General features: G+C 47.8%; 16 protein-coding genes. 15 read left to right on the top strand and 1 reads right to left on the bottom strand.

Features of this window, described 5'->3' with window-relative positions; genetic code table 11:
• Window positions 1-12: 12 nt before the first annotated feature.
• The 12 genes from I6L47_RS20825 (at window position 13) to I6L47_RS20880 (ending at window position 14,346) form a co-directional block, all read left to right on the top strand.
• Complete coding sequence (locus I6L47_RS20825) at window positions 13-1,221, top strand: glycosyltransferase family 4 protein (protein ID WP_216948255.1); 1,209 nt, start codon at window positions 13-15, stop codon at window positions 1,219-1,221.
• Window positions 1,218-1,814 carry a sugar transferase gene (locus tag I6L47_RS20830; RefSeq protein WP_064338394.1) on the top strand — a complete coding sequence of 199 codons (597 nt, stop codon included), beginning with the start codon at window positions 1,218-1,220 and terminating at the stop codon, window positions 1,812-1,814. The genes I6L47_RS20825 and I6L47_RS20830 overlap by 4 nt, the downstream gene beginning before the upstream one ends.
• Window positions 1,804-2,448, top strand: a complete 645-nt coding sequence (locus I6L47_RS20835) for an acetyltransferase (RefSeq protein ID WP_254204782.1) — start codon at window positions 1,804-1,806, stop codon at window positions 2,446-2,448. The genes I6L47_RS20830 and I6L47_RS20835 overlap by 11 nt, the downstream gene beginning before the upstream one ends.
• Before the next feature lie 28 nt (window positions 2,449-2,476).
• The gene (locus tag I6L47_RS20840) at window positions 2,477-3,652 is read left to right on the top strand and encodes a DegT/DnrJ/EryC1/StrS aminotransferase family protein (RefSeq protein WP_064338392.1); all 1,176 of its coding nucleotides are present in this window, start codon (window positions 2,477-2,479) and stop codon (window positions 3,650-3,652) included.
• Between the two features lie 60 nt (window positions 3,653-3,712).
• Window positions 3,713-5,674: a nucleoside-diphosphate sugar epimerase/dehydratase gene (locus I6L47_RS20845; protein ID WP_216948256.1), complete on the top strand. Its 1,962-nt coding sequence runs from the start codon at window positions 3,713-3,715 to the stop codon at window positions 5,672-5,674.
• Window positions 5,675-5,877: 203 nt separating this feature from the next.
• Window positions 5,878-6,984 (top strand): dTDP-glucose 4,6-dehydratase, encoded by a 1,107-nt coding sequence (gene rfbB / locus I6L47_RS20850; RefSeq protein WP_216949396.1) that lies wholly within the window; start codon window positions 5,878-5,880, stop codon window positions 6,982-6,984.
• Window positions 6,984-7,880 carry a dTDP-4-dehydrorhamnose reductase gene (gene rfbD / locus I6L47_RS20855; RefSeq protein WP_216948257.1) on the top strand — a complete coding sequence of 299 codons (897 nt, stop codon included), beginning with the start codon at window positions 6,984-6,986 and terminating at the stop codon, window positions 7,878-7,880. The genes rfbB and rfbD overlap by 1 nt, the downstream gene beginning before the upstream one ends.
• Window positions 7,877-8,764: a glucose-1-phosphate thymidylyltransferase RfbA gene (gene rfbA / locus I6L47_RS20860; protein WP_216948258.1), complete on the top strand. Its 888-nt coding sequence runs from the start codon at window positions 7,877-7,879 to the stop codon at window positions 8,762-8,764. The genes rfbD and rfbA overlap by 4 nt, the downstream gene beginning before the upstream one ends.
• A 104-nt stretch (window positions 8,765-8,868) precedes the next feature.
• Window positions 8,869-9,408: a dTDP-4-dehydrorhamnose 3,5-epimerase gene (gene rfbC / locus I6L47_RS20865; RefSeq protein ID WP_216948259.1), complete on the top strand. Its 540-nt coding sequence runs from the start codon at window positions 8,869-8,871 to the stop codon at window positions 9,406-9,408.
• 49 nt (window positions 9,409-9,457) lie between these two features.
• A complete protein-coding gene (locus I6L47_RS20870; protein ID WP_216948260.1) occupies window positions 9,458-10,540 on the top strand; it encodes an LPS O-antigen chain length determinant protein WzzB in 1,083 nt (360 codons plus the stop codon).
• Window positions 10,512-13,307 carry an SLBB domain-containing protein gene (locus I6L47_RS20875; RefSeq protein WP_216948261.1) on the top strand — a complete coding sequence of 932 codons (2,796 nt, stop codon included), beginning with the start codon at window positions 10,512-10,514 and terminating at the stop codon, window positions 13,305-13,307. The genes I6L47_RS20870 and I6L47_RS20875 overlap by 29 nt, the downstream gene beginning before the upstream one ends.
• A 73-nt stretch (window positions 13,308-13,380) precedes the next feature.
• Window positions 13,381-14,346 carry a Wzz/FepE/Etk N-terminal domain-containing protein gene (locus tag I6L47_RS20880; RefSeq protein ID WP_216948262.1) on the top strand — a complete coding sequence of 322 codons (966 nt, stop codon included), beginning with the start codon at window positions 13,381-13,383 and terminating at the stop codon, window positions 14,344-14,346.
• A gap of 77 nt (window positions 14,347-14,423) precedes the next feature.
• Here the strand turns inward: I6L47_RS20880 and I6L47_RS20885 are convergent, their stop codons facing one another.
• Window positions 14,424-14,744 (bottom strand): hypothetical protein, encoded by a 321-nt coding sequence (locus tag I6L47_RS20885; protein WP_216948263.1) that lies wholly within the window; start codon window positions 14,742-14,744, stop codon window positions 14,424-14,426.
• 31 nt (window positions 14,745-14,775) lie between these two features.
• Here I6L47_RS20885 and I6L47_RS20890 point away from each other — a divergent pair, with 31 nt between their 5' ends.
• Genes I6L47_RS20890 through I6L47_RS20900 form a run of 3 tightly spaced genes read left to right on the top strand, consistent with a single transcriptional unit; the run spans window position 14,776 to window position 18,277 of the window.
• Window positions 14,776-15,447, top strand: coding sequence for a YjbF family lipoprotein (locus I6L47_RS20890; protein WP_139435986.1), 672 nt, complete (start codon window positions 14,776-14,778; stop codon window positions 15,445-15,447).
• A complete protein-coding gene (locus tag I6L47_RS20895; protein ID WP_139435984.1) occupies window positions 15,444-16,190 on the top strand; it encodes a capsule biosynthesis GfcC family protein in 747 nt (248 codons plus the stop codon). Before I6L47_RS20890 ends, I6L47_RS20895 begins: the two co-directional genes overlap by 4 nt.
• The gene (locus I6L47_RS20900) at window positions 16,190-18,277 is read left to right on the top strand and encodes a YjbH domain-containing protein (protein WP_216948264.1); all 2,088 of its coding nucleotides are present in this window, start codon (window positions 16,190-16,192) and stop codon (window positions 18,275-18,277) included. Before I6L47_RS20895 ends, I6L47_RS20900 begins: the two co-directional genes overlap by 1 nt.
• Window positions 18,278-18,301: the final 24 nt, after the last annotated feature.

Raw genomic sequence — 18,301 nt, forward strand, 5'->3', positions numbered from 1 at the left:
GTTGGTGTTGATTTGAAAATTCTAATTGTTACGCAGTGGTTTGATCCTGAACCAACTTTCAAGGGCCTGCTTTTTGCTAAAACGTTGGTTGATAATGGGCACCAAGTGGAGGTTATCACAGGTTTCCCTAATTATCCTGGTGGCAAAGTCTATGATGGCTATAAGATAAACGCCTATCAAAAAGAGCTAATCGATGGCGTTGTAGTTCATCGTGTACCGCTATACCCAAGCCATGATGGTTCTGCATTTAAACGAATTTTTAATTATATTTCTTTTGCTGCAAGTTCTCTGCTATGTGGTTTGTTTAAGGTAAGCAAACCTGATGTTATTTATAGCTACCATCCCCCACTCACGACCTCGCTTGCGGCGCTTTTTATTGGCATGTTTAGACGAGTGCCCTTTATTACTGATATTCAGGATTTGTGGCCGGATACTCTAGCGGCAACAGGGATGCTTACAAATTCGAAGGCTCTGGCAATTGTCGATAAGGTTTGTCACTTTGTGTATCGTCGAGCTGCGAAAATTGTGGTGCTATCACCAGGTTTTAAAAAACGATTGGTAGCCAAAGGTATTCCTGATTCAAAAATTGAAATAATTTATAATTGGTGTGATGAAAGTGCATTGATACATTCCCGTGCAACACCGTTATCACTCCCTGCCAATGATAAATTAAATATTGTATTTGCGGGGAATTTGGGTTTTGCACAAGGGTTACCTGCCATCGTCGAGGCCGCGCATTTACTTAGTCAGCGTAATGTTAGTGCTAATATCGTGTTGATTGGTGATGGAGTTGCAAAAGCTGCAGCACAGCAACAAGTTGCGGAGTTGCAACTGGATAATATCTTTTTTTTACCAAGAGTTACCATGCAAGAGGTGGGTACTTTATTAAAAGCAGCGGATGCATTGTTAGTGCATTTAACGGATGATGAGCTTTTTTCCATTACCATTCCTTCGCGCACTCAAGCTTATTTAGCTGTTGGTAAGCCAATTGTGATGGGTGTTGATGGCGATGCTGCAAAATTGATAGAAAATGCCCAGGCTGGGGTATGCTGTAAAGCCAATTCAGCTCAGTCATTAGCCAACGCGGTTGAGCAATTGGTTGCACTTAATGCTGATGAACGTCAGCAAATGGCAAGTAATGCCCATGATTTTTATCATAAACACCTGTCGTTAGCGCATGGCGTTAAAAAATTCGTTGCGGTATTTGAGGAGGTAAAATGAAGCGTTTATTTGATATAGTTGCCTCCTTTTGTGCACTATTATTGTTTTCTCCCATCATCGCCTTAGTTGCATGGAAAATTCGCAAGAATCTTGGCTCGCCTGTATTGTTTCGACAAACTCGGCCTGGCTTAAATGGTAAACCGTTTGAGATGGTTAAGTTTCGAACCATGAAAGATGCAACGGATGTGCATGGTAACATGTTGCCGGATGCTGAGCGAATGACACCGTTTGGCAATAAATTGCGTAGCAGCAGTTTGGATGAGTTGCCTGAGCTGTGGAATGTATTAAAAGGTGACATGTCTTTGGTTGGGCCAAGACCCCTGTTGATGCAATACTTGCCACTTTACAGCAAAGAACAAGCGCGCCGCCATGGGGTACGCCCCGGTGTCACCGGTTGGGCTCAGATCAATGGCCGTAATGCAATTAGTTGGGAAGATAAGTTCAAACTGGATGTGTGGTATGTGGATAATCACTCATTTTGGTTGGATTTTAAAATTCTTCTATTAACTATCAGAAAGGTCTTCATTAAAGATGGGATCAGTGCAGAGGGCCATGTCACAATAGAACCTTTTAGGGGTAGCCATGAAAAGTAAGGCTCTTCGCATGAAGAAATGTGCCATCTTGGGAGCGAGCGGTCACGGCAAGGTGATTGCTGAGCTGGCGGAACTAAATGGTTTTAAAGAGATTATTTTTTTTGATGATCGCTTTCCTGAATTAATGCAACTTGCTCATTGGCAAGTTAAAGGCAGTTCTGCTGATTTACTGGTGTTAGTGCAAGAGTTTGATTTAGTGGTGGTAGCGATTGGTCACAATTCAACTAGGTTGAAAAAGTTACGGTTATTGCAACAGAGTGGTGCAAAGCTTGACCCACTGGTGCACCCCCATGCCACTGTGAGTAGTTATGCCCAGTTGAGTGAAGGCTCAGTGGTGATGGCTAATGCAGTGATCAATGCGTTTGCCGCTGTGGGGGTTGGTGGCATAATTAATACCAGTGCAACAGTTGATCATGATTGCGTGTTAGCTGATGGTGTTCATATTAGTCCCGGAGCTCATTTAGCTGGTGGGGTTTGTGTTGGTGAACAAAGTTGGATTGGCATTGGTGCACAAATCAAGCAATTGATCCGTATCGGCAATAAAGTGATAGTTGGTGCGGGCGCCACTGTCATTCGTGATATTCCGGATTTTCAAACCGTGGTGGGCACGCCTGCTGTGGTAATTTCTCATTAACTTATATTTAAGTTGTAAGGAAGATATCGTGCTAAATACTGCTTTTTCCCCTTGGCCTTCTTTTACCAAAGAAGAGGCCGATGCTGTTAGTCAGGTCATTTTATCCAATAAGGTGAATTATTGGACTGGCAATGAATGCCGTGAGTTTGAAAAAGAATTTGCTAAGTGGGCCGATAGTGATTATGCGATTGGGCTTGCCAATGGCACCCTAGCTTTAGATGTTGCCCTTAAGGCATTGGGCGTCGGGGCTGGGGATGATGTTATCGTTACCCCGCGCACATTTTTAGCCTCGGCTTCCGCAATTGTGACTGCCGGTGCCAATCCTGTTTTTGCTGATGTTGATCTCAATAGTCAAAACATTACTGCTGAGTCAATTGCAAAGGTGCTTACCCCAAATACTAAGGCTGTAATTGTCGTACATCTGGCGGGGATGCCTGCTGATATGGATCCGATAATGAAACTGGCTGCAGAGCATGGCTTTTATGTGATTGAAGATTGTGCTCAAGCGCACGGTGCTAAATATAAAGGGCGCAGTGTCGGCTCGATTGGTCATGTGGGAGCTTGGAGCTTCTGTCAGGATAAAATAATGACCACCGGCGGTGAGGGGGGCATGGTGACGACTAGTGATAAGGATCTGTGGCAAGCGATGTGGTCTTATAAAGATCACGGCAAAAGTTACGAGTCAGTTTATCACAAACAACATGCGCCGGGTTTTCGTTGGGTGCACGACAGTTTTGGTACTAACTGGCGTATGATGGAGATGCAGGCTGTACTTGGCCGTATTCAACTTAAGAGAATGGCGGATTGGACAGCCAAACGTATTGCCAATGCTGCTCAGTTAGATGCCGTTGCTGCCGATTATCCTGTTTTACGTTTGGTTCATGTGCCTGATGATGTTGTGCATGCAGAATACAAGCACTATTTCTTTGTTCAACCTGAGTTATTGGCTGAAGGCTGGAGCCGCGATCGAATTATTGACGAAATGGTGGTGCGTGGAGTGCCCTGCTATCAAGGCAGCTGTTCAGAGGTGTACTTGGAAAAAGCCTTTGACAATACCCCATGGAGACCACAACAACGTTTGCCACATGCCAAGTTATTGGGAGAGATTAGTTTAATGATGCTGGTGCACCCAACCTTGAGCGCTGATGAAATGTCGCGTAGTTGCCAAGTGTTGGCTGAAGTGTTGGCATTAGCAAGTCGCTGATATTTTTATTGGCGATGCGGCCAGATCATGACATCGCCATTTACATAGCACGGTGAATTTATGTTGACGACTTTTATTGGTATGCCACGTCCATATAAACGGATTATTAGTGTCTTCGTTGACTTAACGTTGTTAACGTTGGCTTTTTGGGGGGGGTATTGGGTTCGCCTTGATGCCAATATTCCATTGCAGAGTGTGCTGCACTGGCAAATGCTGGCGTTGTTGCTGCCGATCACCATCGTAATTTTTATGCGGTTGGGGCTGTATCGCGCGGTATTACGCTATGTCGGTTTCAAGGTGTTGTGGACGGTGTCACTCGGCGTGGTCCTCTCCACCATGTCTTTGGTAATGCTAGCGTTTTTTATGGAAGTTCCACTTCCTAGAACCGTATCAGTGATCTATTTTGCTTTTTCAGTGTTGTTGGTTGGTGGTGTCCGGCTATTTTTCCGGGCGTTGGTACAGCGCAATGGCCAACAAAGGGTGGCTGTGCTTATATATGGTGCTGGCTCTTCCGGGCGGCAGTTGCAGTTGGCGTTGAATCAAGGGCAGGAGTACCTCCCGGTGGCGTTTGTCGATGATGATCCTGCTTTGGTTAAAACCGTGATCCAAGGAGTGAATGTTTACAGCACTGATAATATCGAGGCATTGATCGAGCGTTTTGATATAAAAAAAATATTGCTGGCTATGCCGAGTGCTTCGCGAAGTGTCAGGCAAGCGGTGATCAATCGATTGGAGCAGTGCCCATGTGAGGTTCTCTCTATCCCTGGTATGGCTGATCTGGTTGAGGGGAATGCTCATATCGATGAGCTTAAAGAAGTCAGTATTGAAGATTTGTTGGGGCGTGATGCGGTTGCCCCAATCCCTGAACTGATCAATGCCAATATATCTGGCAAACGGGTGATGGTGACGGGGGCGGGCGGTTCCATCGGTTCTGAATTGTGTCGTCAGATTATCCGTTGTAAACCCGCGCAACTGGTGTTGTTTGAGTTGTCTGAATATGGTTTGTATGCCATCGATAAAGAACTGCAAGAAATTATCCGGCAAGAAGGGCTACAGGTTGAGATAGTGCCATTGCTGGGATCGGTGCAGCGACAACACCGCTTGCAAGCAGTGATGAGTACCTTCCAGATCCAGACGGTTTACCATGCTGCGGCTTACAAGCATGTCCCTTTGGTTGAATACAACGTGGTTGAGGGGGTGCGCAATAATGTTTTTGGCACCCTTTATTGTGCACAGGCGGCTATCAGGGCCAAGGTTGAAACCTTTGTGTTGATTTCGACTGATAAGGCGGTGCGTCCCACTAATACCATGGGTACCACCAAGCGATTGGCTGAACTGGTGTTGCAATCGTTGGCTGCTGCGCAGCAGCAAACCCGTTTTTGCATGGTGCGTTTCGGTAACGTTCTGGGGTCATCTGGGTCTGTTGTGCCGCTATTTCGTAAGCAGATCCGTGATGGTGGCCCTTTGACTTTGACCCACCCCGACATCATTCGTTATTTCATGACCATTCCTGAAGCGTCGCAGCTGGTGATCCAGGCGGGGGCCATGGGGCAGGGTGGTGATGTATTTGTGTTGGACATGGGGGAGCCGGTCAAGATCATTGATTTGGCGCACCGGATGATCCGTTTGAGTGGCCTGAAGCTCAAGAGCGACAAATATCCCACAGGTGATATCGAGGTGAAGATCACCGGCTTGCGTCCCGGTGAGAAGCTGTTTGAAGAGCTGCTAATTGGTGAGCAGGTTGAGGGCACTGCCCATCCACGGATCATGAAAGCCTCAGAGTTGATGTTGCCATGGCCACAGCTGCGGTCGTTTTTGGCTGAGCTCGATAGCGCGTGTTTCCGCTTTGATCATGAGCAGATCCGTAGTCTGCTGTTAAGTATGCCGACCGGTTTTAATCCTACTGACGGGATCTGCGATCTGGTATGGCAGGCAAAAAACACTTTGCCGCATGAACCGTGCCTGAGTGTGGTCGAGGACATTGATTTTCTTAATTCAGAGAGTCATCAGCCGATGCATTAAACGGCGTGTTTTATTTAATGCACACTGTTTGCATGAATGACGGAGCAGATAGATGGACAGAGGGACAGTATGTTGAGCATCAATAGCCTGTTTGTGTCGAAGCAACTCTCTGTCCTCATTAGGTGCAATGCTCTGTCAGAGTGTAGCCTTCAAGCATGTCTTGTCAGTCGGCTTTATATCGCAAAAATGCTCGCTTAAATATGTTGAAAATTCTCGTGACCGGCGGTGCCGGCTTTATCGGCTCTGCCGTAGTGCGCCATATCATCCGTGATACCCAGGATGCCGTTATCAATCTCGATAAGCTCACCTATGCCGGCAATCTGGAGTCTTTGGCCAATGTCTCGTCAAGTGATCGCTATGAGTTTGAGCAGGTGGATATCTGCAACCGTGCCGAGCTGGATCGGGTGTTTGCCCTGCACCAGCCGGATGCCGTGATGCACTTGGCTGCTGAAAGCCATGTTGACCGCTCTATTACAGGCCCGGCTGACTTTATCGAGACTAATATCGTCGGCACCTATATATTGCTGGAAGCGGCCCGCGCCTACTGGAATGGTCTGGATGATGCGCGCAAGGCGGCCTTCCGCTTCCACCATATCTCTACCGACGAGGTGTATGGCGACCTGCCTCATCCCGATGAAGTCGCCGCCGGTGAGGAATTGCCGCTCTTTACCGAAACTACCCCCTACGCCCCCAGCAGTCCCTATTCTGCTTCCAAAGCCTCTAGTGACCATCTGGTGCGCGCCTGGCGCCGCACTTACGGTTTGCCGACCATCGTCACTAACTGCTCCAACAACTACGGCCCGTACCACTTCCCCGAGAAGTTGGTCCCGTTGGTGATCCTCAACGCGCTGGATGGCAAGCCGCTGCCTGTCTATGGCAAGGGCGACCAAATCCGTGACTGGCTCTATGTAGAAGATCATGCGCGCGCGCTCTACAAGGTGGTGACCACGGGCGTGGTCGGGGAGACCTACAACATCGGCGGTCATAACGAGAAGCAGAATCTGGAGGTGGTCCACACCATCTGCGATCTGTTGGACGAGATGGTTCCGAAAGCGGGCTCTTATCGCGATCAAATCACCTATGTGGCGGATCGCCCTGGCCACGATCGCCGTTATGCCATCGATGCGACCAAGATGAGCGCAGAGCTGGATTGGCAACCGCAAGAGACCTTTGAATCCGGTATTCGCAAAACCGTGCAGTGGTATCTGGATAACCAGCAGTGGGTCAACAACGTCAAGAGCGGTGCCTACCAGTCCTGGATTGAGCAGCACTATTCTGCGATTGAACAGAACGATGGGGAGCGTGCCTGATGCATATTCTGCTGTTTGGCAAAAACGGCCAGGTAGGCTGGGAGCTGCAACGCGCACTGGCGCCGCTCGGGCGCATCACTGCCGTTGATTTTGACTCCACCGACTATTGCGGTGATTTCAGCAACCCGGCAGGGGTGGCCGACACGGTACGTCTGGTCAAGCCTGACGTAATTGTCAACGCCGCAGCCCACACTGCAGTCGACAAGGCCGAAAGCGAGCGGGAGTTTGCCGAGCTGCTCAATGCCACCAGCGTGGCGGCGATTGCCAAAGAAGCGGAAGCATTGGGAGCCTGGCTGGTGCACTACTCCACCGACTATGTGTTCGATGGCTGCGGTGAGCGCCCTTGGGTGGAAACCGATGCGACCGCCCCGCTCAACGTCTACGGCGAAACCAAGCTGGCAGGGGAACAAGGCGCCGCGTTTTGCTCCCGTCACCTGATCTTCCGCACCAGCTGGGTCTACGCCGCCCGCGGCGCCAACTTTGCCAAGACCATGCTGCACTTTGGCAAAGAGCGTAGCGAGATGTCAGTGATCAATGACCAGTTCGGCGCTCCGACCGGCGCCGAGTTGCTGGCCGATTGCACCGCCCATGCTATCCGGGTGGCGCAGTGCAAACCTGAGGTCGCCGGGCTGTACCATCTGATTGCCTCCGGTACTACCACCTGGTTTGACTACGCCCAGCTGGTGTTTGCCAAAGCCAGAGAGGCTGGCGTTGAACTGGCGGTGACACAAATGAATGCAGTGCCGACCAGCGCCTTCCCGACACCGGCTAAACGCCCCCATAACTCCCGCCTTGATACCAGCAAATTCCAGCGCACCTTCGATCTGGTGCTACCGGAGTGGACCGTCGGTGTGGAGCGGATGTTGTTGGAAATATTCAGCAAGGATCAGCAATGAGTAAACGTAAAGGCATCATTCTGGCTGGTGGCTCAGGTTCCCGTCTCTATCCAGTGACTATGGCGGTGAGCAAGCAGCTGCTGCCCATTTATGACAAGCCGATGATCTACTATCCGCTCAGCACACTGATGCTGGCGGGGATTCGAGATATTTTGATCATCAGCACCCCGCAAGATACCCACCGCTTTGAACAGTTGCTGGGTGATGGCACTCAATGGGGGCTGAACTTGCAATACAAGGTCCAGCCAAGCCCGGACGGGTTGGCACAAGCTTTTATTCTGGGTGAGGAGTTCATCGGTTCAAACTCCTGTGCACTGGTGCTGGGCGACAACGTTTTTTATGGCCACGACCTGCAACATCAGTTGGAGGCCGCTGTGGCCAAAGAGAGCGGTGCCACCATATTTTCCTACCATGTGCACGATCCTGAACGTTATGGGGTGGTCGAATGTGACAGCCAAGGAACAGCTATTTCACTGGAAGAAAAGCCTAAGGTGCCCAAGAGCAACTATGCAGTCACAGGCCTCTATTTCTATGACAACAAAGTGGTGGCGCTTGCCAAGAGCCTGAAGCCATCACCGCGTGGTGAGCTGGAAATAACGGATCTCAGCAATCACTACCTTGCAATAGGGCAATTGACGGTCGCCATGATGGGGCGCGGCTATGCTTGGCTAGATACGGGCACCCATGAAAGCCTGATTGAAGCGAGTAACTTTATTCAGACTATCGAAAAGCGTCAGGGATTAAAAATTGCGTGTTTAGAGGAGATTGCTTTTCGCAAGGGATTTATCGATGCTGACCAACTGCGAGCGCTGGCCAACCCGCTGGCGAAAACTGGATATGGTCAATACCTGTTACGGTTGCTCGCTATGCAGCCTGATGTGTGATATTAGGGGAATTTGCGAGCAGAAGGTGAAGCTGTCAAGCTACTTTCCTCGCGATCAAAAAGTCAGCAAGCAGTCACCTGATTCTTTTTCGCATGGATTTATCAATGCAATATAATGCAACATCGCTGGCGGGGGTTATGATCCTTACGCCCACTACTTTTTCTGATCATCGTGGCCAATTTCGCGAGTGTTTTCGTCAAGCCGAGTTTGAACAGCATTGTGGCAATTATTCGCTGGTGCAAGATAACCTAAGTCGTTCGGTCGGGGGCACGTTACGCGGCTTGCATTACCAGCGCAGCCGACCACAGGGTAAACTGGTGCAGGTTATCAGCGGGACCATTTTTGATGTGGTGGTTGATATTCGGCCAACATCGCCCACCTACGGGAAATGGTTGGGTTGTCTATTAAATGCAGAACTAGGTAAGCTGATCTGGATCCCTCCCGGTTTTGCGCACGGTTTTTATGTAGTCAGTGACAGTGCTGATGTTTTTTACCGATGCAGCGATTATTATCATCCCGGTGATGAAGCCGCTATTCGATGGGATAGCCCTAGCCTAGCGATAAAATGGCCATTATCTGAGCAGTTGCCCTTATTGTTATCGGATAAGGATCGTCACGCCCCCTGTCTTGTTGGCGCACCTTAATTGTGTCCCTGTCGTAAGATTTTTAACATTAATAATGAAGAGAGAAACGATGAGAGAAAAAACGCCAGCCATTCCTAGCCAGTGGGCGCAAGCACCCGCATCAGACGAGATCGATCTGCGAGAGCTGTTGCTGGTACTGTGGCGTCAAAAAGTATTGATATTGTTGGTAACCGGTGCGTTTGCTGTTGCGGGTATTTTTTACGCCATGACTGCGCGTCAGGTATGGACCAGTCAGGCTCTTATTTCTGAACCGTCAGTGTCCCAAGTGGCGGCCTTACAGCTAGCTGTAGATAAATTACAAGCAATCATGTCAGGTTCGTCTTTGACGACTCCTGATTTTTCATCGCTTGAGCGACCCGCTATTTACCAGAGCTTCATCTCAGCTTTTAATAGTATGAATAATAAGAGGGCTTTTTTGACGCAAGAAGGTGTCTATGCAGCAGAAATAGAGAAATTTGATATCTCTGATAAACGCGAAGGACGTGCGATAATGAGCAAGTTAGCTGAGTCTGTATCAGCCAAGATTCAGGATAAAACCAGTCAAGATATGACGTTAAGTTTTTCTGCTGAAACGCCTGAACTTGCTCTTCAGCGACTGGAGAAATATATAAAATTTGTTCAACAGCAGCAACTCAAAAGCAAAAATTCAGAGTTACAATCCATATGGCAAAACAGAATAAAAACGCTGACTGCACAATATGACAGTGCCAAAGCTGATACTTTACTGAAAAGGCAGGAGGAGCTTCAGCGGGTTGGATATAGTTTGCGTATCAGTAAGGCTGCAGGTGTAGATCAGCCTCTTGAACGGATTGATAGCCAAGAGGTTTTCAATATCCAATTAGGGACGAAAGGCCTAGCTGAAAAATTTAAAATATTGAATGAAATTAAAGATCCTGAGCTGCTTAACCCTGAATTAGGAAAAATTCGTCTGCAATTAAGTAGTCTAAAAGCATTGAAACTTAAAAATGCTGATTTTCAGTCTTTTAATATGATCGATTCACCGGAGGAACCGTTTACCCGTGATAAGCCCAAGCGCCCACTAATTGTTGTACTGGCTACCCTGCTGGGGGGCATGTTAGGCGTTGCGATTGTACTGGTACGGCATGCCTTTCATCGATCAGAAGGATCATAATGCTTTTGTTTGTGCTTTGTGCATAGCGTTTAATGCTATTCACTTGGATATGAATTCGTTAGTTCTTCGTGCTACCATGCAGCCGTTTTTGCTCATGGTTATCATGGTGTTTTTTTTATGGGTATTGGGTGGAATAACTAAAATGAAACAAAAGGGATTGCTTCTCTCACTGGCTTTGATGGGCTTGCCAGTGATGGCAGCACCACAAATCACGCCTGAGATGATGGCAAAATTTAAACAATTATCTCCTGCCCAGCAGCAGGCACTGGCGGCTCAGTATGGTATCGACCCATCCCAATTGGGAGGAAGTAACAAGCAAAGCAGTGTTACTCCGGTTAATACTGCGCCTGTGGCTGCTCCACGTGAAGTGGATTACAGCCAAGAGTCTCAGCGGCCTTTGGTCGCAGGTGTAGTGCAAGAGGGGGCATTACAACCTTTTGGTTATAGCGTTTTTGCCGGGGAACCTCTGACAGATGCGCCCGTGGTGGATATGCCGGTTGCAGACGATTATGTGATGGGGCCGGGTGACGAGATCCGGGTTCAGCTCTATGGAAAGGAGAATGCGAGTTATACCCTGGCGATTGGTCGTGAGGGATTTATCGATTTCCCTTCCCTTGGTCCTATTGCTGCCAGTGGCCAGACTTTCCAGCAACTACGCAGTGAACTGGAAAACCGGATCAAAGAGCAAAAAATTGGAGTAGAGGCGTTTATCAGTTTTGGCGCTCTGCGCACTATGCAGGTTTTTGTGATGGGTGATGCCTATCGCCCCGGCGCCTACAACGTCAATGGGATGGCTACGGTGACCCAGGCTCTGCAGGCTGCGGGTGGTATCGATACTGTGGGGTCGCTGCGCAAGATCCAGGTCAAGCGTGCAGGGCAAAAAGTGATCGATGTCGACCTCTACAAAATGTTGGTCTGGGGCGATACCAGCCAGGATATCCGTTTGCGTTCCGGTGATACTGTGTTTATCCCTGCTAAAGGTAGTGAAGTGAGTATCGATGGTTTGGTTAAACGTCCTGCTATTTATGAATTGAGTGGTCCCGCAGCCCTGGTTAATGTGCTTGGGTTGGCGGGCGGCATGAAGGCCGCTGCACTCAAAGAGGTTTCGGTGACCCGATATGGCGAAACCGGGATGCGGGTATTTAACCTGAACTTGTCAAATCAGCATGATCGCCAGTTTGTCGTGCGTGATGGTGACAAGGTCATGGTCAAGCCGAGCAGCACCGAATATAGTCAAGCGATTGTGGTAAAAGGTGCCGTAGTTCGTGAAGGTGTTTTCAGCTTCCAGCCGGGAATGCGGATAAGTCGTGTGTTGCAAAGTGCTGACCGCGACCTGACATCGGTCACTGACTTGAATTATGCCCTGGTTGTGCGTGAGGTGGATGCGCAACGTAATATCGAGGTGCTGCAATTCAATCTGGGCCGAGTGTTGCAAATGCCGGGCGGGGAAGACGACATTCGTTTGCTGCCTAGGGATCAGGTGCTTATTTTCAGCAATGATGCAACCGATCGGCTGAAGCAGCTGGCGAGCTCTCAGAGCTCTTCGACAAGTATCGACAATCATGCTAACCAACGCCTTGAGCAGCAAGCCAATGCGGTAGACGACAGTACAGGTGCTGATGTTAGTCGTGCTCAATTGGCTAAAGAAGATAAGATGACTTTGACTAGTGTGTCTAATACGACTAAGACTGAGGCGTTAGTTGGTGCCTCTCGTCAAGCTTTGCTTGCTCCGGTTATTGAGCGTTTGAAAGCACAAGCAGCACAAGGTAAACCGGTACAGATTGCTGAAGTGCGTGGTGAGGTTAAATATCCGGGTGTTTATCCCTTGACGTCTTATAGTCGAACCCATGATTTGATCATGGCTGCTGGCGGGTTTAACGAACAGGCGAATGTGATTGAGTTATCTCGCGTGAGTGAGCGAGGGAATGATATTGCAATTGAAAATCAGCGTCTGGATTTGGCAACTGCAAATCGGGTAATCGGTTCGCCGTTGGTGCAATCAAAAGACAGTTTGAACGTATTGCCTCATCCTCAGTGGCGTGAAGAAGCAACTGTACAGGTGTTTGGCGAGGTGAAGTATCCGGGAACTTATACGGTTCGTCGTGGAGAAAGTTTACATGATTTGATCCTGCGTGTTGGTGGTATAACCCCCTATGCCAATCCGAATGGTGCTGTCTTTGCCCGTGAAGCCCTGCGTAAACAGGAAGCAGAACGAATCGCGTTGCTGCGTGATGAGCTAAAGCAAGAGATCGCGACGATGACACTGCGTCGTCAATCCAGTATCGCTAACTACAACAGCTCGCCTGCAGAGGCGATGACGGTGGTAAATCAGCTGGAAAACAGCAAGGCTGTCGGTCGCATGACCATCGATATGCCGGCGGTTTTGTCTGGAGATAAGCAGGCTGACGTGATGCTGCAAGATGGCGACAAGCTTTATGTGCCTGCGTTACAAAATGTGGTCTCTATTCAGGGGATGGTGCAATTCCCCTCCTCACATGTTTACGACGGTAACCTGAGTGTTAATGATTACTTGAGCCGTGCCGGGGGAACCAAGAAACAGGCTGATACCGACCGTATCTACGTGATCAAAGCAAATGGTAGTGTAATGCTGCCTGGTGATAGCTGGTTTGGTAGTCGCAAAGGCCTGGAGCCAGGGGATACCATCGTGGTACCAGTTGATTCTGATTATCTGGATAACCTGAGTATCATGACCTCTGCAACACAGGTCCTCTATCAACTGGGTGTCGCGTGGAGTGCAATCAAGTAATTGCATCGTTTATTTGGTCACCCATTCAGTCAGGTGGTGAAGGTCACCTGACTCTTCTGAGATCTGGTTTGTTATGGCACAAGTAAAAGAATATCCTCCTTTAACCTTGGCAATGAACGGAGGGAAGGAAGATGAAATCGATTTGCGTGAATTATTCGCGGCGCTTTGGCGTGGTAAGTGGTGGGTAGTCGCCAGTACCTTGGTTGGTGCGGTTATTGCTGTCATTTTTGCACTCTCACTGCCAAATATTTATCGTTCAGAGGCTTTGCTTGCCCCATCTACGGAGCAGCAGGGAGGTGGACTTGCTGCTATGGCTGCCCAATTTGGCGGTCTTGCGAGCTTGGCTGGTGTAAATCTCAGTGGTGGCGGTGGTCAGGACAAGACGGCTATTGCGGTCGAAATTGGGAAATCCCGCCAATTCTTAAGTCACTTTATCCGCCAACATCAGTTGGAAGTGCCGTTGATGGCTGTTACCAAAACAGACAAGGCGACCGGTGAATTGGTGATTGATGAAGATGTCTACGATGTCGCCGGCAAAAAGTGGGTGCGTGAAATGCCTCCTGGCAAGTCCGTGGAACCAACAGATTGGGAGCTGGTTAAGGCATTTCGTGAACTTGCCAGTATTAATCAGGATGCCAAATCAGGGTTGGTGACGGTGGCGGTGGAGTACTACTCCCCCAAGTCTGCGAAGCAATGGGTTGACTGGTTGGTGGCCGATCTCAATGAGACCATGAAGTTGCGGGATCAAACTGATGCGACACGTAACATTGCCTATCTCAAAGCACAGCTTCAGAAAACTCCGGTCGCAGATATGCAGAAGGTGTTCTATGAACTGATCGAGGATCAGACCAAAACCTTGATGTTGACTGAAGTGAATCAAGAGTACGTTTTTAAAACCCTTGATCCTGCCGTGGTTGCTGAGGAAAAAGCAAAACCCAAACGGGCCTTGATCGCAGTATTGGGGACGCTACTTGGCGGAATGCTAGGAGTTATGATTGTACTGGTACGCCATGCAATCGGTCGTACACCTTGTCATTGATGAGAGGGCTCATCTGAGCGACTCACACTGGTCAATTGGTTTGTTTCAAGATATGCTGTTAGTACTTTAAGTCATGTTTAAATAAGGAAATTAGTAATGAAAAAATCAGCGTTGACTCTGGCTGCTTTGTTGGCTCTTTCTTCAAATGCATTTGCAGCTGAAGAAGTTGCAGGTACTGCAGCTGGCTCCACTGGCGTAGCAGGTACTGCAGCTGTTGGTACCACCACTCTGGTTGCTGTTGGTGTCGGTGCCGCCGCACTGGCGGCAGTTGTTGTTTCTAATGCGAATGACGACTCCACCAGTACCAGTACCAGCACTACAACTTCTACCACGAAGTGAGTTCTTCTATTTAGCAATAAGGCTGCCATATTGGCGGCCTTATTTTTATCACTTTGCAAGTATTTTCTCATTCCATTGAGTAACCCATCTATGTTTTCTCTTCGTTTGTTTATGTCTTTGGGGTTATTACTCTTGAGTGGCTGTTCCGCCACCAGCTCAGATACCTATGCAACTATCCGCTATGCCCTTTTGGGAGTGGATGATGTAGAGGTTACAACTGAAACAGTGCGTGAATTGCCTTATGCAAGTGCCTATCTACGAGTGGGTGATAATCCACAGGCATTGGTAGTGCTTGCATTTGCTGATCCTGATGGTTCATTGAGCTGGGTGAGCTCTGATAATAAGCTTTTTGTTACCAAATCAGGTCGACTGCACAAGACGGTGGGTTTGGAAAATGATCTCTATTTCGTGGCATCATCTTGGCCTGATCCATTGCAAAAAATGGTAAATTTAATCGATCTATCTTTGAACCTAGATGCTATGACCTGGCAGTATACTGCAGAATGGGAAAAGGATTATGTGAGTGGATATAATATGCGTGCTAAGTTTATATCTGCTGTTCCAGAAAAGTTGTTAATCCTTGATAAATCACATGATGTCATGTTAATTGATGAGTTGATCAGTGTCGGACATGACCAGAACTCTTGGCATAATTACTATTGGTTTGAGCGTAGTACAGGCAGAGTATTAAAAAGCCAGCAGCAATTGGGGCCGAACTTACCGGTGATTGAAATGACAATATTAAAGCCGTACGCATTATGAAAAGATACCTGACGATCGGTCTCATACCATTTTTTGCTTTGGCTCAAGCTGATGTAGACGTGATTTTTGAACGTCATTCTACAGCAAAGATTGAGTTTCACGATGGAGCCAGACTTTCAGACTTGTTATTTAATGTTCAATTGCCTAAAGATATCTATTGGCGTACCGCACAAATAGCGAATGAAAAGACCATTGCGGAATTTCAGGCGACTAAAGAACAATTGCTAAAGGATCTTAAAGCTCTCCAGGTATTTTGGATGCGAGATGGCGACAAAGGCGCATTGATCCAGTCAACTCAGCAGTTACTACAAGAGCTGGATAGAATTCATATCAGTGGTCGTTTACCAGTACTTTTAGACCCAGCCAAGACTAGAGTTGACCCTGAAGCTAATCCGCTGTTGAAAGGGAACTACACGCTTTTTGTTGCTCCAAGACCTGATTTTATCTACTTCGTAGGATTGATTAATGGTCGTAGTAAACAGCCTTTACAGTCTGGTGCTAGTTTGGCTGACTATTGGCAGGGTTACAGCTTGTTAGCTGGGGCTGAGCCAACTGAAGCATTTCTGATCCAGCCTGATAGTACTATCAGTCGTGTTCCCGTGGCTAACTGGAATCAGCTACATCGAGAACCAATGGCTGGTGCTACACTGTTTGTCGGTTTTAATCCTGACGTTTTGCCTGAGCAGTATAGAGATATCAATATTCGTATTGCTAGCTTGCTTGCTAATCGAGTGCCTGAATAATGTCGCCTAAAATTAATTATATTGCGCTTTTTGTTTCTGGGGTTGTTTCTGGTGCTGTGTGCGCTGCTGAATCAGTTTTTGATCCTTATGGCCCATCACAAGGTGATTTCGGTGGTGTGGGTCTGCTTCAAATGCCTACCGCACGAATGGCTAAAACAGGTGAGTTCAGTGCCAACTATGTTGATAATGACCAATATCGTCGATGGTCTATCTCTGCGCAACCATTTGATTGGTTTGAAGCAACGCTAAGATATACAGATGTAAGAACAAAAAAATACAGTCCCTACGAAGAGTTTAGCGGTGACCAAACCTATAAAGACAAAGGGATGGATTTCAAGTTTCGTCTTTGGCAAGAATCCAACTATCTGCCACAGGTTTCAGTTGGCTTTAGAGATCTAATGGGGACCGGTCTCTTTGACAGTGAATTTGTGACGGCTAGCAAGCGGTATGGACCATTTGATTTTACTATCGGTATCGGCTGGGGAAATATTGCCGAAAGTGGTAATATTAAAAACCCATTTTGTGAGTATAAAGATAGCTGGTGTCAAAGAAATAATAGCTTCTCTGGTAATGGTGGTAAGTTTGAGTTTGATAGCTTGTTTCATGGGCCAGCAGCACTCTTTGGCGGTGTTGAGTATCAAACACCATGGCAGCCACTCAGGTTGAAGCTGGAATATGATGGCAATAATTATAGCAAGGAGTTCGCTGGCCATATTTATCAAGATTCACCTTGGAATGTCGGGGCTGTGTACCGAGTTTTCGAGAATATGGATAGCCATCTAAGCTGGCAGAGAGGAAACACCTTGATGTGGGGGGTGACTTTTCGGACTAACTTTAATGATATGAAACCCGCTCATATTGATCAGCCGAGACCCATTTATCAGCCTGACCAAGTTCCTCCCACCATGACTGATGTTAAGTGGAAGGCACTAACCGCCGATTTGAAAGAGAATGCTGGTTGGCAGGAGACAGAATTTTACACAACCACCAATTCAGTGACGGTTATTGGTAAGCAGAGCAAGTATCGTAATAAGAGTGAGGCGATCAAGAGAACCTCTTTGTTAGCCGCAAATTATCTGCCTAGTACAGTTGATGAGCTGAATGTTGTTGAACGTAAGGCGAACTTCCAGTTGCAAGAGACCCGCATCGATCTCCCATCTGTTCGTCGTGCCAATGTGGTACAGGTGTTGGGAGAAGAACAACATGAAAAATCGACGGTTCAGGCTGCAGGAAAAATTCAGGGAGAATCTATCTACTCATCTGAGCGCAAGTCATTTTCATACTCTTTTGACCCAGACCTAACGCAATCATTTGGTGGTGCTGAGTCTTTCTATATGTATCAGTTAGGCATTAATGCAAATGCTGATTGGCGTATAAATGAAAACAACAGTTTGCAAAGTACGCTGTTTGTTAATCTGGTTAATAACTACGATGAGTTCAATTATAAAGCTCCTCCTCCAGATGGCGCAGCCTTACCACGAGTTCGAACGTGGATTCGTGAGTATGTAGACTCCTCCGATGTATTACTTAACAACTTGCAGTTAACCCATATGCAACCACTTGCTCAAGATTGGTACGGACAAGCTTATGGTGGATATTTGGAGATGATGTATGCCGGGGTCGGGAGTGAGATGCTCTATCGCCCATACGGTAAGACTTGGGCCATTGGTGTTGATGCAAACTGGGTGAAACAGCGAGACTGGAACAATACCCTAAAAATGGCTGATTATGATGTAATGACTGGACATGTTACTGCGTATTGGCAGTTACCATTTGTGAGTAATGTCACTGCTAAAGTCTCCGTAGGTCAGTATCTGGCTGGTGACAAAGGCGCTACATTCGACTTCTCCAAACGGTTTGATTCGGGTGTTGTCTTGGGAGGGTATGCAACATTTACCAATGTCTCTGCAGACGAGTATGGTGAAGGTAGCTTTACCAAAGGAATTTATGTCACGATACCGTTTGATTTGATGCTGCTCAAGCCAACAACTGCGAAAGGAAGTATTGGATGGGTTCCTTTGACACGGGATGGAGGCCAGATGTTGAGCCGCAAGAATGGTCTTTACGGTTTGACAGAGCTGCAGTAATCAAAAGCTGCATAGAGCCGATCT

The organism is Aeromonas sp. FDAARGOS 1417, from assembly GCF_019046985.1.
Taxonomy (GTDB): domain Bacteria; phylum Pseudomonadota; class Gammaproteobacteria; order Enterobacterales; family Aeromonadaceae; genus Aeromonas; species Aeromonas veronii.